This is a genomic window from Microcoleus sp. N9_A2 (assembly GCF_036701775.1).
Classification (GTDB): domain Bacteria; phylum Cyanobacteriota; class Cyanobacteriia; order Cyanobacteriales; family Microcoleaceae; genus Microcoleus.
The window spans coordinates 101,099-118,236 of the sequence record NZ_JAUBRH010000016.1; the positions used below are offsets into that span (position 1 = coordinate 101,099).

A 17,138-nucleotide genomic window follows, 5' to 3' on the forward strand; every position below is an offset into this window, starting at 1 on the left:
GCACTCGAAAAGCACCCCAAACCCGATAAACTACAAATAGAGAAACTCAATCCAACCCTATATCCAGAGTCGGTAGTTGTGAATGGCGCGCCCTGAAAGTCCTTGCCTCAGTATAGCGATCGCTCGCCTGAGAACCGCTGGGGCAAACCATTTTGCCACTTGGGTTCTACAAGCTCCCTATCCCAGCGGGTACGTTCACCACGACTGTATGTGGCCCGATACCCTATCCCAATCTTGGAAAGCTTGGCAGGAAATGTTTTCGCCCTCCGGGACAATTCACGAATTGCCCCTAAATTCTGATGGCAGTTTCGCCTCGCCCCAAAACAACCAGAATATACTGGCAGAAATTGAACAACGAACCCCTAACTCCCTACAGTCACTTTCACCCATGCCTCCTGTGCCTTTGAGCCTCGGCCAAGGGGGGTTGGTTGAGAGGGGGGAGCAGAATCCGCCGTCGCCACCGGCAAGCTACAGCAGCCGCCTGATGCAGCATTTGGGGATTAATCTTTGGCAGTGGCTTTTTGAAGGCCCGATTCAGGGTAGTCTCCAGGAAAGTAAAGGTATCGCGATCGGGCAAAATCTACCCCTGCGAGTACGCGTAGACTTGCGCGAACCGTATTTAATTGCTTTGCCTTGGGAAATTATGCAGCCTCAAGCCGGTCAACCGGCAATTTCTCTGTCGCAGCAACTGCTGTTCAGCCGCACTACCAGCAATGTTGAACCTTTGCCACCCCTGCAGCCTGCGGAGTCGCTCAACATTTTGCTAGTTTTGGGACAAGCCGAAACCGGCCGCAGCGCTAATTCTCAATTTTCCAACAGTAATAACGGTCATTTGCAGTTGGGAGAAGAAGCACTCGCCCTAGCTGGCGTTCTGGAAAGTGCTTTTCAAACCGACGACAGCGGCAAATATTTTGACATCAGCGTTCCGACTCGCGTCGATACTCTGATCGAACCAACTCCGGCGGAACTCATTTCTCGGCTGGAAACGCAAGCTTACAACATTCTGTTCTACGCCGGCCACGGGATACCTGGCCCCGACGGCGGTTTGCTGTTTTTGGGGCCGGAAACGGCGATTAATGGCACTGAACTAGCTCATGTATTAGTTCGGTGCCGCGTGACTCTGGCGGTGTTTAATGCCTGCTGGGGAGCTCAGCCGGCGGTGGAGAGGCTGCACTTAACTAACGGCCAACAACAGGCGATCGCCCGCAGCAGTTTGGCGGAGGTACTGATCCATCACGGGGTGCCTGCGGTGTTGGGGATGCGGGACTCGATCGCCGATCGGGAGGCCCTAAGTTTTATCCAAACTTTTGCCCAAGCTTTGGCCGGACGGATGTCGATCGATCGCGCAGTCGCCGTCGCCAGACAGCAGTTACTAACGCTCTACAAGTTCAATCAACCGGCTTGGACGCTGCCTGTGCTGTATATGCACCCTGAGTTTGACGGTCAGCTAACTGAGCCGGTAGATGACCTCAAAACAGAGTTGCCTTTAAATTCTTCTACTTGGCTGGGACGGTTGCCGTCTTGTGCTTATTTACGGGGGCGCGATCGACCAAATGCCAAATCCACCGAATCGACCAATCAGGTTTGGCCGATTCGCGCAGGTATGGTTCGAGTCGGACGCTGGGAAGAAAACGACGTAGTGATTCGAGAACAGTGGGTTTCTCAAAAACACGCCGAAATTTTCTGCCGAAACACTATCGGAGATAGCCGGGAAGAACCTAGCTACTTCTTGCGCGATTTTTCTCGCTACGGGACTCTAGTTTTGGGCTCTGAGGGATGGCTGAGAGTTCATCACCAAGAATTGCTGCTACGCAGCGGGACTCAGCTAAAATTTGGCAGTTCTCAAGGTCAGATTTTTGAGTTCACTATTGAGGTTCCCAAAACTTCGGGCTACAGTGAGACTGATTGCGGAACGAATTAAGATGCGGGTGTAGCTAATGAAGGCAAGCGACGAGTAGCACAGCAAAGTTCTGGGCCTTGAGTCTCCAGTCTGAATTTCAAAGAGTTACTTACCACTGATAGCTCGCAACTAGCTCTTGGCACAGTCCCCCTTCTGTCTTTTCCTTTTCCCCCTGAGGTATTACATCATGGCTACCCAATCTCCTGATTCTCAATATTTTCGCGACTCTCAAACTCAGGCCCAGATGGAACTTCTCGCCACAATTGTTCAGACTGATGTTGCTTACCCCTGGAATCCTGCACAGCTTGAATCAGAATCTTATTTGACAGCCCTAGAGCAGGAATTTGCGCTGTCTGATTCCTTCAGCGACAGCGATATTGCCCTGAAGTCGCAAGTTTTATTCTCGCAATTAGAACAAGTTTGGCTGACGACTGCTCTGCAAAAGTCTTTGCGCGAGAAATTTGCTCGCGTTCCTCAAGATTTTCTGGCCAGCATCGCTCAAAGCGTTCAAAACGCAACTGTTAAGTATCAATCTTTAGCTGACCAAATGGTAGAGTGCGTCTTAGATATTTTGCCTCAGTGGGCTGAGGAAGATTTGCAAGTGTTGGCACGTCCTTTGGCTTATGCCATGCGAGATGTTGATTCCGAAGGGGGGGAATTGGTCATGGCTACTAAAAGACCTTGGGCCCAATTGTCGGAAATAGAACAAGCCAGAGTTAGTTTGGCTGTCGCCCGCTATGCAATCTCGCAATTAGAAATTGCTGATTAGTTTTTTGATGGCTGGGTTTTTGTGCTGGGATAGCGGTAATTTTTTTAAATGAATATAAAATTAATCTACCTTTAGTTAGATGTCGAATTCGTTTAATTGTTAAATCATCTGGATTGCTATAGTTTGATATAGCAATCCTATTTGATTTGTAGACAAGATAATTTTTTTTGAACTATAGCAAGCGCGCCCGACGTTTATGACTGAGATGTGGCAGGATTTTCAATAAGCTTTTTATGGGTGGCGTCCGAGAAACGGCCCACAAGAAATATTTTTTATGGTGGAACAGGCCCGAAAGCCTTTTGCAGCAATGTCAGCAAAGGGTAAGTTAGGAGGTTATTAATTGCTGAAATCCTTGCCGAAGATTGCTTCTGACCGAAAGTATCCAGGATACAAGCCCCCGAATTTATCCGGGGGGTCAATGCTTCAATCTAAAATCTAAAATCTAAAATCTAAAATCGATAGACTTCTCTCCTAGGCAACTAAAGCCTTTTTTCTTCTTCCTTCTGCTAGATTTTGCCAGGTTTGGACTCGCTAAGCAGTTTGGCAACATCAAGCAAGATGAATTATCATACAATGGTCAGAATGTTAAAAAATGTAAATATAGTAATGGGGGTGTGTCGGAATTTTCAACTGAATTAAAAAGTGGACAGCAGGAAACCCTTACTGCTGCATGCACGAGCGGGACTTTAAATTTATTTTATGACAACTTCAAGATTTGATTTTCAAGACTTGAAACGCCGCTTGTGGCGGATTTCGGGGGTGCCGACGGCAACGCTAGTCGTGTTGGGGGCGGTTGCTTTCGCAGGTGCGATCGCCGGAGCCTGGTTTGCCCGTGAAGGTACAGTCAGCGGTATTTTTGCCATAATCAACACTTGGCAGCAAAACCCGCCTGTGTGGCTGCAAGTCCCTGCTACGAGCAAGATGTATTTGTTAGTGCCGACTATCGCCCTGGTGTCCGTTGCTTTAGCTGCAATTAAAATTTCGCCTCAACCGCAGAAATGGTCGCGCGCTGTAGTAGTTGCAATAGTTCTGGCTTTAACCATTCGTTACGTTTTATGGCGATCGCTCGCTACTCTAAATTTAACCGATCCCCTCAACGGTATCTTTAGTTTGGGGCTGTTTTTCCTAGAAATGCTACTGGTTTTCAACACCAGTATTCAACTGTATTTAATGCTGAGAATGAAAGACCGGCGTCGAGAAGCCGATCGCATGGCAGTTGCAGTTGAAGCTGGAAACTTCACCCCGGCCGTAGATATTTTCATCCCAACTTACAACGAACCGGCTTTTATTTTACGGCGCACTGTAATCGGCTGTCAAGCTTTAGATTATGCCAACAAAAAAGTATATTTGCTCGACGATACTAAGCGGCATGAAATCAAGTTGCTGGCAAAAGAACTAGGATGCGAGTATATAACCCGACCCGATAATATTCACGCCAAAGCTGGAAACATTAACCATGCCACAGCCCTAACTAATGGAGAACTAATTGTAGTTTTCGATGCAGATTTTATTCCCACTAAAAACTTTTTAACTCGAACAGTTGGATTTTTTCAAAATCCCGAAATCGCCCTCGTTCAAACACCGCAAAGCTTTTACAACCACGACCCCATCTCCCGTAATTTAGGTTTAGAAAATGTACTCGCGCCGGAAGAAGAAATATTTTACAGGCAAATTGAAATCATCAAAGACAGCGCCGACAGCGTGGTTTGTTGCGGTACATCTTTTGTAGTTAGGCGGAGTGCTTTAGAAACAGCGGGAGGCTTGGTCACAGATTCAATCTGCGAAGATTATTTTACCGGAATTCGGCTGTCAGCAACCGGATATCGCTTAGTTTATTTAGATGAAAAATTGAGTGCTGGTCTGGCGGCTGAAAATATAGAGGCTCATCTAAATCAAAGGCTACGCTGGGCACGAGGCACGCTTCAGGCATTTTTTATTGATTCCAATCCTTTAACAATTCGCGGTCTCAGATTCGTACAAAGGCTGTCTCATTTGGAAGGATTGCTGCACTGGTTTACCAGTTTAACCAAGGTTTTATATCTGTTAATACCTTTAGCTTATTCGTTTTTCGGCATCATTCCTTTGCGAGCAACTGCGCGGGAATTGCTGTACTTTTTCCTGCCTTACTATTTGGTGCAACTTACTGTGTTTTCTTGGCTGAACCGCAGATCGGGATCTGCTTTGCTTTCCGATATTTATTCGTTTGTCCAGTGTATTCCTTTAGCGGTGACGGTAGTGAGTTCCATGCTGAATCCCTTTGGGAAAGGGTTTCAGGTGACGCCAAAAGGAATTGCAAGCGATCGCTTTCGTTTTAACTGGAACTTGGGATGGCCTTTGATTGTCTTGTTTGCAGCTACAGCATTCAGTTTGTGGCACAATTTAAACATTAATTTAGTTAAAAACGTTGGCACCGTACAGTCAATATCAGAAAGTGTACATTTGTCAAAAGGAATGAGTTTAGGATGGATTTGGAGCGCTTACAACCTGCTGATGCTGGGGATTGCATTACTGATTTTGGTGGATATTCCTAAGCCGGACATTTACGAATGGTTCAATTTACGCAGGGTTGTACAATTGAATATTGGCGGTCAAAGTTTTTGGGGTGTAACCACTGTCATTTCGGAAAGTGGCGCTGAAGTTGCTTTGACGCAGTGGCCAAGTTTTGGGGTGAAAAATAAAGGCAGTAAAGAAAGTTTGACAGCAGCAGAGATTTTGCCAAAATATGCCTTTGAGACAAGTTTATCCCAGGGTAAAATAAAAGCGCTCCCTCGCAGTGCGGCAGTCAAGGCAAGGAGATCGCTAGCGCCGTCTGTTGTTGAGTTGGGCACTCAGCGTCGTTTGGCCAAAGGTTTGATTGATTGCGATTCGGCGACTCTGAAAATTCTGGAAGAGAACTGTTTTATTCCTGTGGCTAAGATTGAGTTGGTGAGCGATAAATCTCAGTTGCGGTCTAGTTTTCGGGATGGAAAAGAGTGCAGTTTTGTGGAATTTCCCACTGTGCGAATTGCGTTCGATCGCCTGAATATTAGCCAGCACCGCTGTTTGATCGAAATGCTGTACTGTCGGCCGGGCCAGTGGCAGCGGCAGGAAACTCCCGGAGAATGGCGATCGCTGTGGCTGTTGCTGAGAATTGCTTTGAAACCGAGGGCTGTTTTTGAGAGGAATAGGTCAGTTAGGCCGATCGGGGTTTCGCAAGTTTAGATACAATTGGCTAGACTTATCGCACAATTTTTAGATTGATAAGTCAACCGCAGATGTAAGGTAGATAAACGCCGATAAACGCAGATAATTTCCAGAGAGTTTTTGATTTTTGGAATAGGTATTTTCTGCCTTTTTCAATACAATTTACAAACCGGGTAGCGGCACAAACTCGTAACCGTAACTGGTGCGATTTCCCGGTTTAACAATTACTAACTGAACTGCTCGATTGCGATCGCCCGAAGGTAAAAATCGAATCTGCCCCGATGCTCCATTTGCGGAAAAATCTGACGCCGATAAAGCTTGTTGAATGCCTGTACGAGTCGGATTTCGCCCTAAACCGACAATTAAGGCGATCGCCGCGTCGTAGGCTAAAGCTGTGCGCCAACTTACTTCAGCATTCCAAAGTTGTTTCGATGTTTGGGGAAAGCTTGACTGCGGATCTGCGAGAATGTGCCAAGGAACAGCCAGCACCATATCTGCTGCTCCTGCGCCACCAATTTGCAGTGTTTTAGCAGTATAAACGTCGTCTCCTGCTAGTAACGGTAGCCGTTTGGCGTTTACTTGCACTACTTGCAAAGCTTGGTCAAGCGTGGCGGTATTGGCTGCTAACATCATCACTTCTGCTCCCTGGGCGATCGCGCTTTTAAAGCTCTCGGTAGCATTAAAATTGCCCTTAGCAAAGTCAAATTCCGATACTACTTGTCCGCCATCTCCATAAAGAGCAGTGGTGAATTCACTTTTTAAAGATTTGCTATAATTGCTGGCAGAATTGAAAAATACAGCAGCTTTTTTCTTTTGTAATTTTGTTAGCATATAGCGAGAAAGAGCATTCGCAGCAAATCGATCGCTCGGCACTGTCCTAAATATGTTGCTGCCAATTCCTGAGAGTTGTACAGACGTACTAATCGGAGAAATTGCTACTAATTGATTTTGCTGGTAAATCTTGCTGGCTGCTAGCGTTGCATCAGAACTAAAATGCCCGATTACTCCTAAAATGTCTGAGTTATTTGCTAAAGCACTGGCAATTTGCGAGGCAATCTCTGGGTTATCGTCATCGTTAGCAATTAGCACTTTTAATGGAGTACCGCTAATGCCGCCACTTTGGTTAATTTCATTTTGAGCTTGAGCGACGCCCCGCAGAATTTCTTGAGCACCATTGATATCGGCGCCAATGGGAACCGCTGCGGCAATTGTGTAGGATTTTTGGTTGCCGATGCGGGCGTTGTTGAGGTAAATTAGTGCTTCGGGATCGTTGCGATTGGTTTTCAGTGAAGCTTGTAAGTCGGAAATAGCGGCGTTGTAGTTGCCAGATGCGTAAGCCTGTATTGCTGCTTGTTTGGTTGTGGTTGCTCCATCTGGAATCAACAGTTTTTTTCCGGCACTCAGGCGCTGCTGGATTGCTTGCTCTGACTGCGGGGAATTCCCCATCGGGGATTTGGAAAACGTCTGATTTTGGGGTGATGAAGCTTCGGGAGTGATGCCGCCGCGGCTTGTCAGCCACCAAATACCTGTACCGGCTAGCCCGATCGTAATTAGGAGCGATAATACCAGAACAGCGGTTTCGTTTTTTTGGGACATGGCTGCACAGTTTGAGATTTTAGGTTTTAGATTCAACGACTCAGGAAGAAGGCAGAAGGCAGGAGGCAGAAGGCAGAAGAACTAATCTAATTATATTTTGACATTTTTTTATTAATTTTAGATAGTCTAGGAGGCACGGGTACTCAGCAACCGGTTTGGATGGACGAAAATACACAGGTTGCAGTTGAGTTTTTCGTAAACACTTGTGAACGACTCATATCACAATTATTTGTTAAAATATTTTCCTTAATTATATCTTTATTTTTGCACCAAAACTCGACAGTGGGGGAGTTGTCAAACATCAAAGATTGGGGTGAAAGATTAAGGTTTTTTGAAGTTTAGCAAAAATCCTGCAATCTTTTGTAATATAAACAGGAAAGTTGAAAAATATCTAAAGACAAACTAATTAGATAAAAGAGTCGCTAAGGTAGTAAGTATGACAACTTGTCAGAGAAAAAAGTGTTAAGCTCGGCTAAGCTCAGCCAAAACAAAAGCGCAATATTTAATTAAGCTCGATCGATAACAAAGGCTAAGGTAAATTTCATGGCAAACTCAATTTTAAAGGAGCCAAACGCAGCAGTAGGATTGCAGTGGCAGCCAAAAGATATTATCCGCGGCCTAGTGTGGAAAATTGCGATCGCAACCTGGCTGTTGATGGCTGTAGGGAGCGCCACGCGCGTGATGAACGCGGGCCTCGCTTGCCCCGACTGGCCACTGTGCTACGGTCAATTAATACCCGCAGCGCAAATGAATTTGCAGGTATTTCTGGAGTGGTTTCACCGTTTGGACGCCGCAGCAATTGGCTTAAGCGCGATCGGCCTTTTAGGACTCTCTGTGTTCTACCGCAGCCGCCTCCCTTCATGGGTGCCGTTTGCCAGCGCCGGGGCAGTATTTTTAATAGTTTTTCAAGGCGTATTGGGCGGCTTGACAGTCACACAACTGCTGCGATTTGACATCGTTACCGCTCATTTGGGAACGGCTTTACTGTTTTTTTGCGCCCTGCTAGCGATCGGTTTCATGCTGACTCCCTACGAAGCTACAGGAAATGTCGGCAAATTGGCTTGGGTAAGTTCGATCGCAGCATTGTTAGTTTACCTGCAAAGTTTGCTAGGAGCATTAGTAGGCTCTAGATGGGCACTGCACCAATGTTTGGACTCCTCAGAATTGTGCTCGGTAATGAACAGCCACATCGTCGGCATCGTACCCGCTACCGCAGCAACTTTAGCAGTAGCAGTCATGGCTTGGCGACAACCAGCACTTAATTCAAGCTTGCGAAAATTAGGAAATTTAGCCAGTGTTTTTCTGATTGTTCAATTAGTTTTGGGATTAGCAACTTTCCGGCTGCACCTTCAAGTAGAACCGCTGACAGTCGCCCACCAAGCAGTCGGTGCAGCATTGCTGGGAACCTTGGTAGCTTTTAGCATTGTAGCGTGGCGCGATCGAGTTTTATCAGCTTGAAATGGGCGGGTTGATTAATCGGCGGTTGAAACCGCTACTACACAAACAAAGTCCGCCTGCGCGGACTAAGATGGGCGGGTTTATTAATCCTTTTACCTACAGCAAATATCTCTCGTAAAACCCGCCCCTACAAACCAATGACAACTGACAACTAACAATTAATAACCAATGCAAGAAGTTCTTACAAACAATAGCCCCCGCCTCCACGAAAACTTTTCGCAAGTTGTGAAAAGTTACTATCAACTAACAAAACCCAGAATTATTTTACTGCTGCTAATCACTACCTCAGCAGGAATGTGGATGGCCGCCAAAGGAGAAGTAGACCCGCTATTGCTGGTATCAACTATTACTGGAGGCGCTTTAGCTTCCGCGTCGGCGAATACGATTAATTGTGTCTACGACAGTGACATCGATTATATTATGGAGCGCACCCGCTGGCGGCCGATTCCTTCGGGGCGTGTCAAGAAGCGCGATGCTTTGATATTTGCGATCGCCCTAGCTACAATATCTTTTACATTGCTCACAGTTGTTGCCAACTTATTAGCAGCTTTGCTAGCGATGTCCGGCATCGTTTTCTACGTCCTAATTTACACCCACTGGCTGAAGCGCCACAGCGTCCAAAACATCGTCATCGGCGGTGCAGCAGGAGCGATTCCGCCGCTAGTTGGGTGGGCTGCGGTAACGGGAGATTTGAGTTGGGGTGCGTGGCTGCTGTTTGGGATTATATTCCTGTGGACACCGCCGCATTTTTGGGCATTAGCAATGATGATTCGCGACGAATACGAGGGAGTAGGCGTACCGATGTTGCCAGTAATTGAAGGCGACGAAGAGACAGCGCGCCAAATTTGGATTTACACGTTATTGATGCTTCCTGCCACTTTGCTGCTGGTGTATCCGCTGAATTTAGCCGGCCCGGTGTATGCTGGTACTGCGATTTTCCTGGGTGCTATTTTTGCCCAAAAAGCTTGGTTGCTGTTGCAGACTCCAGAGGATAAGAAGGTTGCGCGATCGCTCTTCAAATACTCTATTCTGTACCTGATGCTATTGTGTGCCGGCATCGTGGTTGATAGTTTGCCCGCGACTCACAATTTGACTGCTGCTGTTGTGCAAAATGTGCAAACTTTGATTAGTACAGTTGTGATGTAGTCTTCTGTTAAATTGAAGTTCTTAAAATGAAGCCCGCATCTTGCGGGTTTTGTTTAGGGTAAAATGGCGGCAATAGTCATTATCCCATCTGCGTTAATCTGCGTTAATCTGCATGAATCTGCGGTTAAAAAAAGAGTGAATAAAAGTGTAAAATAAAAAGTGGAAGAAAGTTCTGATGCCTGAGAATACCGTGAAAATAGAAATCTCATTCCAATCATTGCTGGAAGCTATTTCGTCGCTGGGAATTGCTGAAAGATACAAGATTTGGGAATTTTTGGAAGCTGAACTATTCCCGAATGAGGAAGATTCTCCAGAAGACATTGCCGAAATTGAAGCTGCCCGTGCTGATTACAAAGCGGGAGACTACACAACTTTCGATCGATACATGGCCGGGCGGGCAAATAAATCGGCATGACTTACACCATCCTTGATGAACCTTTAAAGACAGTGACAGTTAATTTTAAAATCTTAACTATACTCATAATAGATGAAAACCATAGAGAGGCGAACTGGTTATGAACTGGAAAGCACATATTCATTCAAATCCTAAAATTCTGCTTGGTAAGCCTGTAATTAAGGGAACACGAATATCTGTGGAGTTTATTCTAGGGTTATTTTCAGAAGGTTGGACTCAGCAACAAGTTCTAGAAAACTACCCAACGCTTAATCCTGAATCTATCCAAGCAGTGTTTGCTTTCGCTGCGGAATGCCTCAAAGAAGACGTATTTTACACGCCTTTACTGTTTGCTGAGGCAAGTTAATGCGGTTTCTGGCAAATGAAAACTTTCCACTTCTGAGTGTACCAATTCTACGACCAGCGGATCTTGAAGTCGCTTCTGTTACCGAGGATTCTCCAGGAATTGAGGATTCCGAGGTTTTGGCTCGTGCAGCAGATGAACAACGGGTGATTTTGACCTTCGATCGCGATTACGGCGAACTCATTTATCGCTTGCGGTTGCGATCGCCAAGAGGTGTCATTTATTTGCGGTTTCGTCCTCACACGCCGGAAGAACCAGCATCAATATTGTTAAATTTATTACAGACCGAAGGATTGCAATTTGAGGAATGGTTTACGGTGGTGGAGCGCGATCAAATTCGTCAACGCCCCCTACCGTAGTTTTTGATTGAGCTGGAAGTGGCGATCACAGAATTATATCGCGGTGTGAGTTTGGGGCGATAAATGAAGTAAGCTAGAGAGAAAGGTTTCAAACAATTTTAACCAAGGCCAGCATCCGTTGCTTATCTGTTTGACAGAATTACAGTGAACCCAAGACAATGTGGCGGTCGTCCCTGCATCCGGGGAATGCGGATTCGAGTCATCGATATCCTAGAGTTGCTAGCTGCTGGTTTGAGTTTTGAGCAAATTCTCGAAGAATTGCCAGACTTGGAACTTGAAGATATCAAAGCTGCGCTTCTGTATGCAGTCCGCAAACTCGACCATCCCGTTTTAGCCGCATGACAATTTGGTTGAATGCTCATCTATCGCCAGCCATTGCTGTGTGGATTACTGCTACCTTTGGTGAAATACATTTATCATAATTGATTGACAATGACCTTTTGGGCTTATAAACCTAATTAACTATGGGTAGCTACTCATTTCTAAGTATTGATGGTATCAAAATGAGATCGGTGGAAGATGATTTCGATCCAAATGTGATGATATTGTTTGATGAAACGGATAAGCGGGTACGCCCGTATTTTCATGACATTGAAAGGAATCAGCAATTTGAAGATTGGGAGGAATTTCCAGAAAATATTATTGAGTATGCTGCTAGCCTTGCAGTTATAAGAGACCGTCTTGAATTTATGGGTTTTACAATGTCAAAGACAGAATGCATCTTTCAAGAAGGGGTTCACGATCGCCTCAATGATTTAGCTCGGTCTAGAACAGAACCTTACTGGGCAAAAAATGATCGTTCAAGAAGCTTCCTCGATCAAGAAGAAGCTGTTTGGCAAGAACTTACCTTTGAGAAATGGTTGGAAGGTTTCAAATGTATCGTTGCTAATAAATTGCTTCCAAGTAGAGCATATGATTGGCGAGATCAGAAATCATTTCCTCAAGAATTACCGCTAACTGTTCGCTATATGCTGGATAAATCTGATTGGGAGTATGAGTTTTTTGGTTTCCCATCATATGATTGCCGTGCTTTTATTCGTGCTGCCTTGGAGATTATAGGGATACAAGCGGAATTGTCCTACGATCTGACGGAGTGTTCAATAGGCGAGTATTTTAACGCTAGTGAAGATTTTTGTGCGAGTGCCCGTTGGCGTATGTCTGATGATCATACAATTCAAAAGGTAGTTGTTCTTACAGAAGGTAAGTCAGATATACGAGTTTTGGAAGGCTCTCTCAGGCTGCTATACCCTCATCTGGTAAATTATTATTCTTTTATGGATTTTGAGGTTGCAAAAGTGTCTGGTAGTGCTTCTGAACTTGTAAAAACAGTGAAAGCGTTTATTGGTGCAGGAATTAGTAATCGGATTGTTGCTTTCTTTGATAATGATACGGCAGCCCGTTCTGCTATGCGTGCATTAAAAGATGTAAAGCTCCCTGAGAACGTTCGTGTACTACGATACCCTGACATTCAAATTGCGACAAACTATCCGACATTGGGACCACAAGGTACAGTGATCATGAATGTCAATAGATTGGCGGGCAGTCTTGAACTCTATCTAGGACTTGATGTTTTGAAGTCTGATGATGGTTCTCTCACACCAATTCAGTGGCGTGGTTATGATGAGGTATTGCAACAGTATCAAGGCGAGGTTTTGAACAAAGGGAACCTACAGGCAAAGTTTGAAGCTAATCTTAAGTTGTGTTATCAAGATAAAAGTATGATTGATAAATTTGACTGGAGCGGTATTCAGGCTATTCTTGGTGAGTTACGGACAGCTTTCCATGAGAAATAAGCAGCCAGCAGTACAACAATCCGGTTGGAGCGGACAGTTGAGAGTCTTTTCATCTATCGTTCTGCTCGATCTGCTGCCGCTCAACCGGAACGTTATTTTGGGACGTTTGCCAGAACGAATTAAAGCAGCTCTAATTGCGCGTGCTGCGGAAATTGAATATCCGATCGCCATTTCGATCGCCATTTCGATCGCCAATTTTCTCGACACAGAAGCATTAGGTTTCGTAGATTGCAAACCAGGACGCGGGCAGTAAAATCGAGAAGTCCCAGGCGATGAAGTTCGAGATAAGGTGAAAGCCCGATCGCTAAAATGATGAATAGATGTTACTGCCAAGATAAGCATGACCACCATTAACATCGGCTTTTGTACACAAACCTGGGAAGAATACCATGCCCTCATCGCCAAGCGTCATGCCGAAACCCTGACTCCCGAAGAATACGAGCAACTGATCCAAATGAGCGATCGCCTTGAAAAACTCAACGTTACCCGCATTCAAGCCTTAATTCAACTCGCAACCTTCCGCAACCAATCTCTGACAGATCTCATGCAAACTCTCGGCATCAATCCTCATCCCGATATCGTTGATTATGTCTGAATCCCGCCTCACACAGCAGCAACGACAATTCATTAAACAATGATTCGTAGATTTGAAGCAACAATTAGCTAACCGATAAGCGGCAAACGCAATTCCACTCCAGACGAACTCGATCGAATCCGTCTATGATAATAAGTAGTTAAAATCCCCAAAAATGTATGCCAGTTGTAGCAGTTAAAACTTATATAGAGTATCGGAATGATGCCTATTGGGTTGAAGGAACTCGGATTTCTATTGACTCGATCGCCTATGCTTTCCAACAAGGATTATCCCCCGAAAGTATTGTTCAGTCTTTCCCACTACTGACACTGGAAAAAGTTTATGGGGCGATCGCCTTTTATCTAGCCAACCGCGCTGAAATCGACGCTTACTTAGCCGCCGAAGAAGCTGCATTTGATGCCATGCCTCAACCTCTACAAACCAGCGATCCAGCTTTGTACAACAAACTGATGGCAGCTAAGGCTGCAAGACAGCAGGTGCGATAGTGAATGTGTGCTACCAAGCTGATGCTGACTTAAATCAGGCGATCGTCACAGGATTACTGCGACGAGAATCTACAATCGACTTTCAAACTGCTTTTGCTGCTGGGTTAGAAGGCGTTAAAGATTTAGATGTGCTGGCAATTGCAGCACGGCAAAGACGTGTTCTTGTCAGCCACGATCGCAAAACAATGCCATCGGAATTTGCTGAGTTCATTACTACCAATCAGAGTGCTGGTGTCATTATTGTTTCCCGAAAAATACCAATGGAAGTTGTCATCGAAGAACTGCTGGTGATTTGGGCTGCATCTAGTGCAGAGGAATGGGTCGATCGTATTGCCAAGCTACCCCTTTGATGCACAATAAAATGGAGATCGAAACCGTTAAGCTAGAAACAGACAACAGAGAGCCAACCTACGCAAAAGGTTAATATCAATGGTTGCGATCGCCCAAAAAACCCTTTCCTTCGAGGAATTTCTCAACTGGGATGACGAGTATGATTTGCGCTGGCCATTGGATAATCTCCGACCTGTTTGAGTCAAAAACGATCGCGCAAAAACCAGGTTCTGACCGCAGCAATTGCCCAGCTTCTTCTTTTTTGTTTAGGCTCCCTCTATATCTATCCTATACGATGCAAGTTCCGATCGCTCGCTCGGCAGCCAATTCTAAACACCCTAGGAAAATGTTTCCCTCCAAGTTATTACTTATTTTCCATAGCTGGTTGCCGTATTAGTTCAGCAAAATCTGCAAATTTTGGGCAAAGTTGCGATGTCACTCAAACGAGTGACACTCATTTGAGGTAACTCAAAAAAGTGACTAGGCAATTGCCTCAAACTTTAGTGAGAATGAGCGCAATGAGGAAAACTCGTCAGCTAGATTTACTAACTGAAGGTAAGGGTGAACTCAAGCTGAAATTAGCTGCCACTAAAATTAGCAAAATCCCCCTTATTATAGCCCAACGCATTACCGTTTGGGCGTTGGTAAGCAGCCCTACTTAACTATTTCTAGGAGAAACACAATGGACCCAATTCTGTATTGGAATGAAGTCGCACTCGAAGCCAATCGCGTTAGTTTTACTAACGGAAAGAAAGAGCAACAAGGCCCCACTCTAAGTTCTCGCGCTTTGGCGATCGTTCACTTAGCTATGTATGACGCTTATGCACGGGTACAGGGTAATCCAGTCGTTCCAGTTAACTTATCTCCTTATCTTCCTGGCTTACCTCTTCCGAAACCCAATGCCTCAGCCAATGCTGCGGTAGCCGCCGCTGCCCACGCTACATTGTCTAGCTTGTATCCCAGTCAAAAATCCTTTTTTAATCTGAAACATACTCAAGCAGGTTTAGAAGGAAACGGCCTACAAGAAGGTCATGAATTTGGTCTTTTGGTAGCTAAAAAAATCTTGGAGAAGCGGCAGGACGATCCTAGCGCTAGCGATGATGGCTATGCTGCATCAATGGCTCGTGGTGCACACCGTTCTGATCCAGATAATCCTGGTCAAGGTTTTCATGCTCCGTTCTATGGCGCACGATCGAGATGTTTTGCTGTCACGAATCGCCATGAGTTGAACGCTCCACCTCAGCCAGGGAGTCCTAACTATATCAACGCCCTGAAACAGGTGCGCGGTAAAGGGATTGCACCTGAATTGATGGGAACTTTGCCTACAGGTATTTCTCCTCGAACTGCAAATGAAACACTCATCGGCATCTACTGGGGCTATGATGGCGCTGCTGAGTTAGGGACACCTCCTCGGTTGTACAACCAGATCGTCCGTGCCGTGGCGATCGCTCAGAATAATAGTGTTGCTCAAAATGCCCGTCTTTTTGCGCTGGTGAATGCTGCAATGGGAGATGCTGGTGTTTTAGCCTGGGATCAGAAATACATTCATGATTTATGGCGACCTGTCGTCGCCATTCGGGAACACGATCCCTCATTAGGCCCAACCGCTACTGGCAATAACGTCCTCTCTGAGGATGCTGACCCCTTTTGGTTACCACTAGGGGCACCGAATACGAATTCCACCGGGAAAAACTTTACGCCACCTTTTCCAGCCTATCCTTCTGGACACGCTACGTTCGGTGCAGCCGCGTTGCATATTACCCGACGGTTTTATGGCGTAACTAGCCACAGCGATGACTGCTTGTTTGATGGGATTACCTTCGTCTCTGATGAGTTCAATGGCATTAACCGAGACAATCAGGGAACTGTGCGACCCAAACACGTTCGCAGTTTCCCTGGTGGGCTGTGGCAAATGATTATCGAAAATGGCCTCAGTCGTGTCTTTTTAGGAGTGCATTGGGTATTTGATGCTTTTGCTACAGATTGTACAGGCAATCCCGACCTCGGTCAGAATATTGGTGGTATTCCCCTTGGACTTCAGATTGCTGACGACATCTATGATAGCGGGTTGAATCTATCGACTGTCGGGCCTCGGAATTAAAACTCTTTGCCCTATTAATCCTATCCCTGGCGCGAGTTAGAGGGGTTAGCTTTATATAACAAAGCTTGCCCCTTTATATCAATTCCGGCTGCGCCGGAATTGATATCACGCCATTGGTCTACGGGTTGATTTGCGGTTTCCATTGGATAATCTCCTCAGTGTTGGAGTCAAAAACGATTATGCGAAAACCCGGTTTCTTTATTTAATTATTTTAAGTTGACTGAGATTCTAAGAAACCGGGTTTTTTATCGAATCTGCGGGCTGCAACGAAATATTATCGTAAAAAACCCGGTTTCTGATCCCCCATGCGTCCAGCCCTATATAAAATTAATTCGACTGAATTTGCGAATTCAAAACCTTAGAAATTCGATCACGCGTTTCCTCCAAATGAGCCCGTGTATAAGCATCCGCATTCCGAGCCAAATTCCCAATACTCTTGCTCAAACCCTCCCGCAACTGCCGTAACTCGTACCAAGCCAAACTCCGATAAATCGCTGTTTACCGTTGTGGATGCGACCATTTTTGACGGTTCGGGAAGAGGCACAGGTTGGACCCGCAGGCATGAGCAGACGAGAAGGAAATCAACTTTAGGTAGGGTCGAGAGAAGATGTTACCATCTTCTCCCTCCCATTCGGAACCGTGCTTGCGACTTTCATCGCACACGG

At 45.6% G+C, this 17,138-nt stretch carries 17 protein-coding genes; 15 read left to right on the plus strand and 2 right to left on the minus strand.

Translation table 11 applies throughout. From position 1 onward, the window contains the following. Positions 1–82 precede the first annotated feature (82 nt). From QUA44_RS12830 to QUA44_RS12840, 3 genes are all read left to right on the plus strand, one after another. Positions 83–1,921: a CHAT domain-containing protein gene (locus QUA44_RS12830; RefSeq protein WP_333251592.1), complete on the plus strand. Its 1,839-nt coding sequence runs from the start codon at positions 83–85 to the stop codon at positions 1,919–1,921. A gap of 166 nt (positions 1,922–2,087) precedes the next feature. Further along, positions 2,088–2,669: a hypothetical protein gene (locus QUA44_RS12835; protein WP_333251591.1), complete on the plus strand. Its 582-nt coding sequence runs from the start codon at positions 2,088–2,090 to the stop codon at positions 2,667–2,669. Between the two features lie 699 nt (positions 2,670–3,368). Next, complete coding sequence (locus tag QUA44_RS12840; RefSeq protein WP_333251590.1) at positions 3,369–5,870, plus strand: glycosyltransferase family 2 protein; 2,502 nt, start codon at positions 3,369–3,371, stop codon at positions 5,868–5,870. Positions 5,871–6,014: 144 nt separating this feature from the next. Here the strand turns inward: QUA44_RS12840 and QUA44_RS12845 are convergent, their stop codons facing one another. Beyond that, complete coding sequence (locus tag QUA44_RS12845; RefSeq protein WP_333251589.1) at positions 6,015–7,448, minus strand: ABC transporter substrate-binding protein; 1,434 nt, start codon at positions 7,446–7,448, stop codon at positions 6,015–6,017. 543 nt (positions 7,449–7,991) lie between these two features. Here QUA44_RS12845 and QUA44_RS12850 point away from each other — a divergent pair. The 12 genes from QUA44_RS12850 (at position 7,992) to QUA44_RS12905 (ending at position 16,473) form a co-directional block, all read left to right on the plus strand. Then, complete coding sequence (locus QUA44_RS12850; protein ID WP_333251588.1) at positions 7,992–8,906, plus strand: heme A synthase; 915 nt, start codon at positions 7,992–7,994, stop codon at positions 8,904–8,906. A 168-nt stretch (positions 8,907–9,074) separates the two neighbouring features. Next, complete coding sequence (locus tag QUA44_RS12855) at positions 9,075–10,052, plus strand: heme o synthase (protein ID WP_333251587.1); 978 nt, start codon at positions 9,075–9,077, stop codon at positions 10,050–10,052. A gap of 175 nt (positions 10,053–10,227) precedes the next feature. Next, a complete protein-coding gene (locus QUA44_RS12860; RefSeq protein WP_333251586.1) occupies positions 10,228–10,467 on the plus strand; it encodes a hypothetical protein in 240 nt (79 codons plus the stop codon). 100 nt (positions 10,468–10,567) lie between these two features. Continuing rightward, positions 10,568–10,813 carry a DUF433 domain-containing protein gene (locus QUA44_RS12865; RefSeq protein WP_333251583.1) on the plus strand — a complete coding sequence of 82 codons (246 nt, stop codon included), beginning with the start codon at positions 10,568–10,570 and terminating at the stop codon, positions 10,811–10,813. Continuing rightward, positions 10,813–11,169: a DUF5615 family PIN-like protein gene (locus tag QUA44_RS12870; RefSeq protein WP_333251580.1), complete on the plus strand. Its 357-nt coding sequence runs from the start codon at positions 10,813–10,815 to the stop codon at positions 11,167–11,169. Before QUA44_RS12865 ends, QUA44_RS12870 begins: the two co-directional genes overlap by 1 nt. A gap of 126 nt (positions 11,170–11,295) precedes the next feature. Then, entirely contained in the window at positions 11,296–11,511 is a 216-nt protein-coding gene (locus tag QUA44_RS12875; RefSeq protein ID WP_333251671.1) for a DUF433 domain-containing protein, read from the plus strand. Between the two features lie 122 nt (positions 11,512–11,633). Then, positions 11,634–12,962, plus strand: a complete 1,329-nt coding sequence (locus tag QUA44_RS12880) for a HEPN/Toprim-associated domain-containing protein (protein ID WP_333251577.1) — start codon at positions 11,634–11,636, stop codon at positions 12,960–12,962. Next, a complete protein-coding gene (locus QUA44_RS12885; protein ID WP_333251574.1) occupies positions 12,952–13,215 on the plus strand; it encodes a hypothetical protein in 264 nt (87 codons plus the stop codon). Before QUA44_RS12880 ends, QUA44_RS12885 begins: the two co-directional genes overlap by 11 nt. 87 nt (positions 13,216–13,302) lie before the next feature. Beyond that, positions 13,303–13,557 carry a hypothetical protein gene (locus QUA44_RS12890; protein WP_333251571.1) on the plus strand — a complete coding sequence of 85 codons (255 nt, stop codon included), beginning with the start codon at positions 13,303–13,305 and terminating at the stop codon, positions 13,555–13,557. A gap of 158 nt (positions 13,558–13,715) precedes the next feature. Continuing rightward, positions 13,716–14,042 carry a DUF433 domain-containing protein gene (locus tag QUA44_RS12895; protein WP_333251568.1) on the plus strand — a complete coding sequence of 109 codons (327 nt, stop codon included), beginning with the start codon at positions 13,716–13,718 and terminating at the stop codon, positions 14,040–14,042. Continuing rightward, complete coding sequence (locus QUA44_RS12900) at positions 14,042–14,392, plus strand: DUF5615 family PIN-like protein (RefSeq protein WP_333251565.1); 351 nt, start codon at positions 14,042–14,044, stop codon at positions 14,390–14,392. Before QUA44_RS12895 ends, QUA44_RS12900 begins: the two co-directional genes overlap by 1 nt. Positions 14,393–15,054: 662 nt before the next feature. After that, complete coding sequence (locus QUA44_RS12905) at positions 15,055–16,473, plus strand: phosphatase PAP2 family protein (RefSeq protein ID WP_333251563.1); 1,419 nt, start codon at positions 15,055–15,057, stop codon at positions 16,471–16,473. Between the two features lie 440 nt (positions 16,474–16,913). On the opposite strand, the gene QUA44_RS30690 is transcribed toward QUA44_RS12905, so the two are convergent. After that, positions 16,914–17,036, minus strand: coding sequence for an IS1/IS1595 family N-terminal zinc-binding domain-containing protein (locus QUA44_RS30690; protein ID WP_445243664.1), 123 nt, complete (start codon positions 17,034–17,036; stop codon positions 16,914–16,916). Positions 17,037–17,138: the final 102 nt, after the last annotated feature.

What these genes read in the sequence shown, in the direction of transcription:
- QUA44_RS12830 (WP_333251592.1), top strand. Translation starts at nt 83, where the DNA reads ATGGCGCGCCCTGAAAGTCCTTGCCTCAGTATAGCGATCGCTCGCCTG.
- QUA44_RS12870 (WP_333251580.1), top strand. Translation starts at nt 10,813, where the DNA reads ATGCGGTTTCTGGCAAATGAAAACTTTCCACTTCTGAGTGTACCAATT.
- QUA44_RS12845 (WP_333251589.1), bottom strand. Translation starts at nt 7,448, where the DNA reads ATGTCCCAAAAAAACGAAACCGCTGTTCTGGTATTATCGCTCCTAATT.
- QUA44_RS12880 (WP_333251577.1), top strand. Translation starts at nt 11,634, where the DNA reads ATGGGTAGCTACTCATTTCTAAGTATTGATGGTATCAAAATGAGATCG.
- QUA44_RS12855 (WP_333251587.1), top strand. Translation starts at nt 9,075, where the DNA reads ATGCAAGAAGTTCTTACAAACAATAGCCCCCGCCTCCACGAAAACTTT.
- QUA44_RS12860 (WP_333251586.1), top strand. Translation starts at nt 10,228, where the DNA reads ATGCCTGAGAATACCGTGAAAATAGAAATCTCATTCCAATCATTGCTG.
- QUA44_RS12895 (WP_333251568.1), top strand. Translation starts at nt 13,716, where the DNA reads ATGCCAGTTGTAGCAGTTAAAACTTATATAGAGTATCGGAATGATGCC.
- QUA44_RS12905 (WP_333251563.1), top strand. Translation starts at nt 15,055, where the DNA reads ATGGACCCAATTCTGTATTGGAATGAAGTCGCACTCGAAGCCAATCGC.
- QUA44_RS12865 (WP_333251583.1), top strand. Translation starts at nt 10,568, where the DNA reads ATGAACTGGAAAGCACATATTCATTCAAATCCTAAAATTCTGCTTGGT.
- QUA44_RS12840 (WP_333251590.1), top strand. Translation starts at nt 3,369, where the DNA reads ATGACAACTTCAAGATTTGATTTTCAAGACTTGAAACGCCGCTTGTGG.
- QUA44_RS12890 (WP_333251571.1), top strand. Translation starts at nt 13,303, where the DNA reads ATGACCACCATTAACATCGGCTTTTGTACACAAACCTGGGAAGAATAC.
- QUA44_RS12850 (WP_333251588.1), top strand. Translation starts at nt 7,992, where the DNA reads ATGGCAAACTCAATTTTAAAGGAGCCAAACGCAGCAGTAGGATTGCAG.
- QUA44_RS12885 (WP_333251574.1), top strand. Translation starts at nt 12,952, where the DNA reads ATGAGAAATAAGCAGCCAGCAGTACAACAATCCGGTTGGAGCGGACAG.
- QUA44_RS30690 (WP_445243664.1), bottom strand. Translation starts at nt 17,036, where the DNA reads ATGCCTGCGGGTCCAACCTGTGCCTCTTCCCGAACCGTCAAAAATGGT.
- QUA44_RS12835 (WP_333251591.1), top strand. Translation starts at nt 2,088, where the DNA reads ATGGCTACCCAATCTCCTGATTCTCAATATTTTCGCGACTCTCAAACT.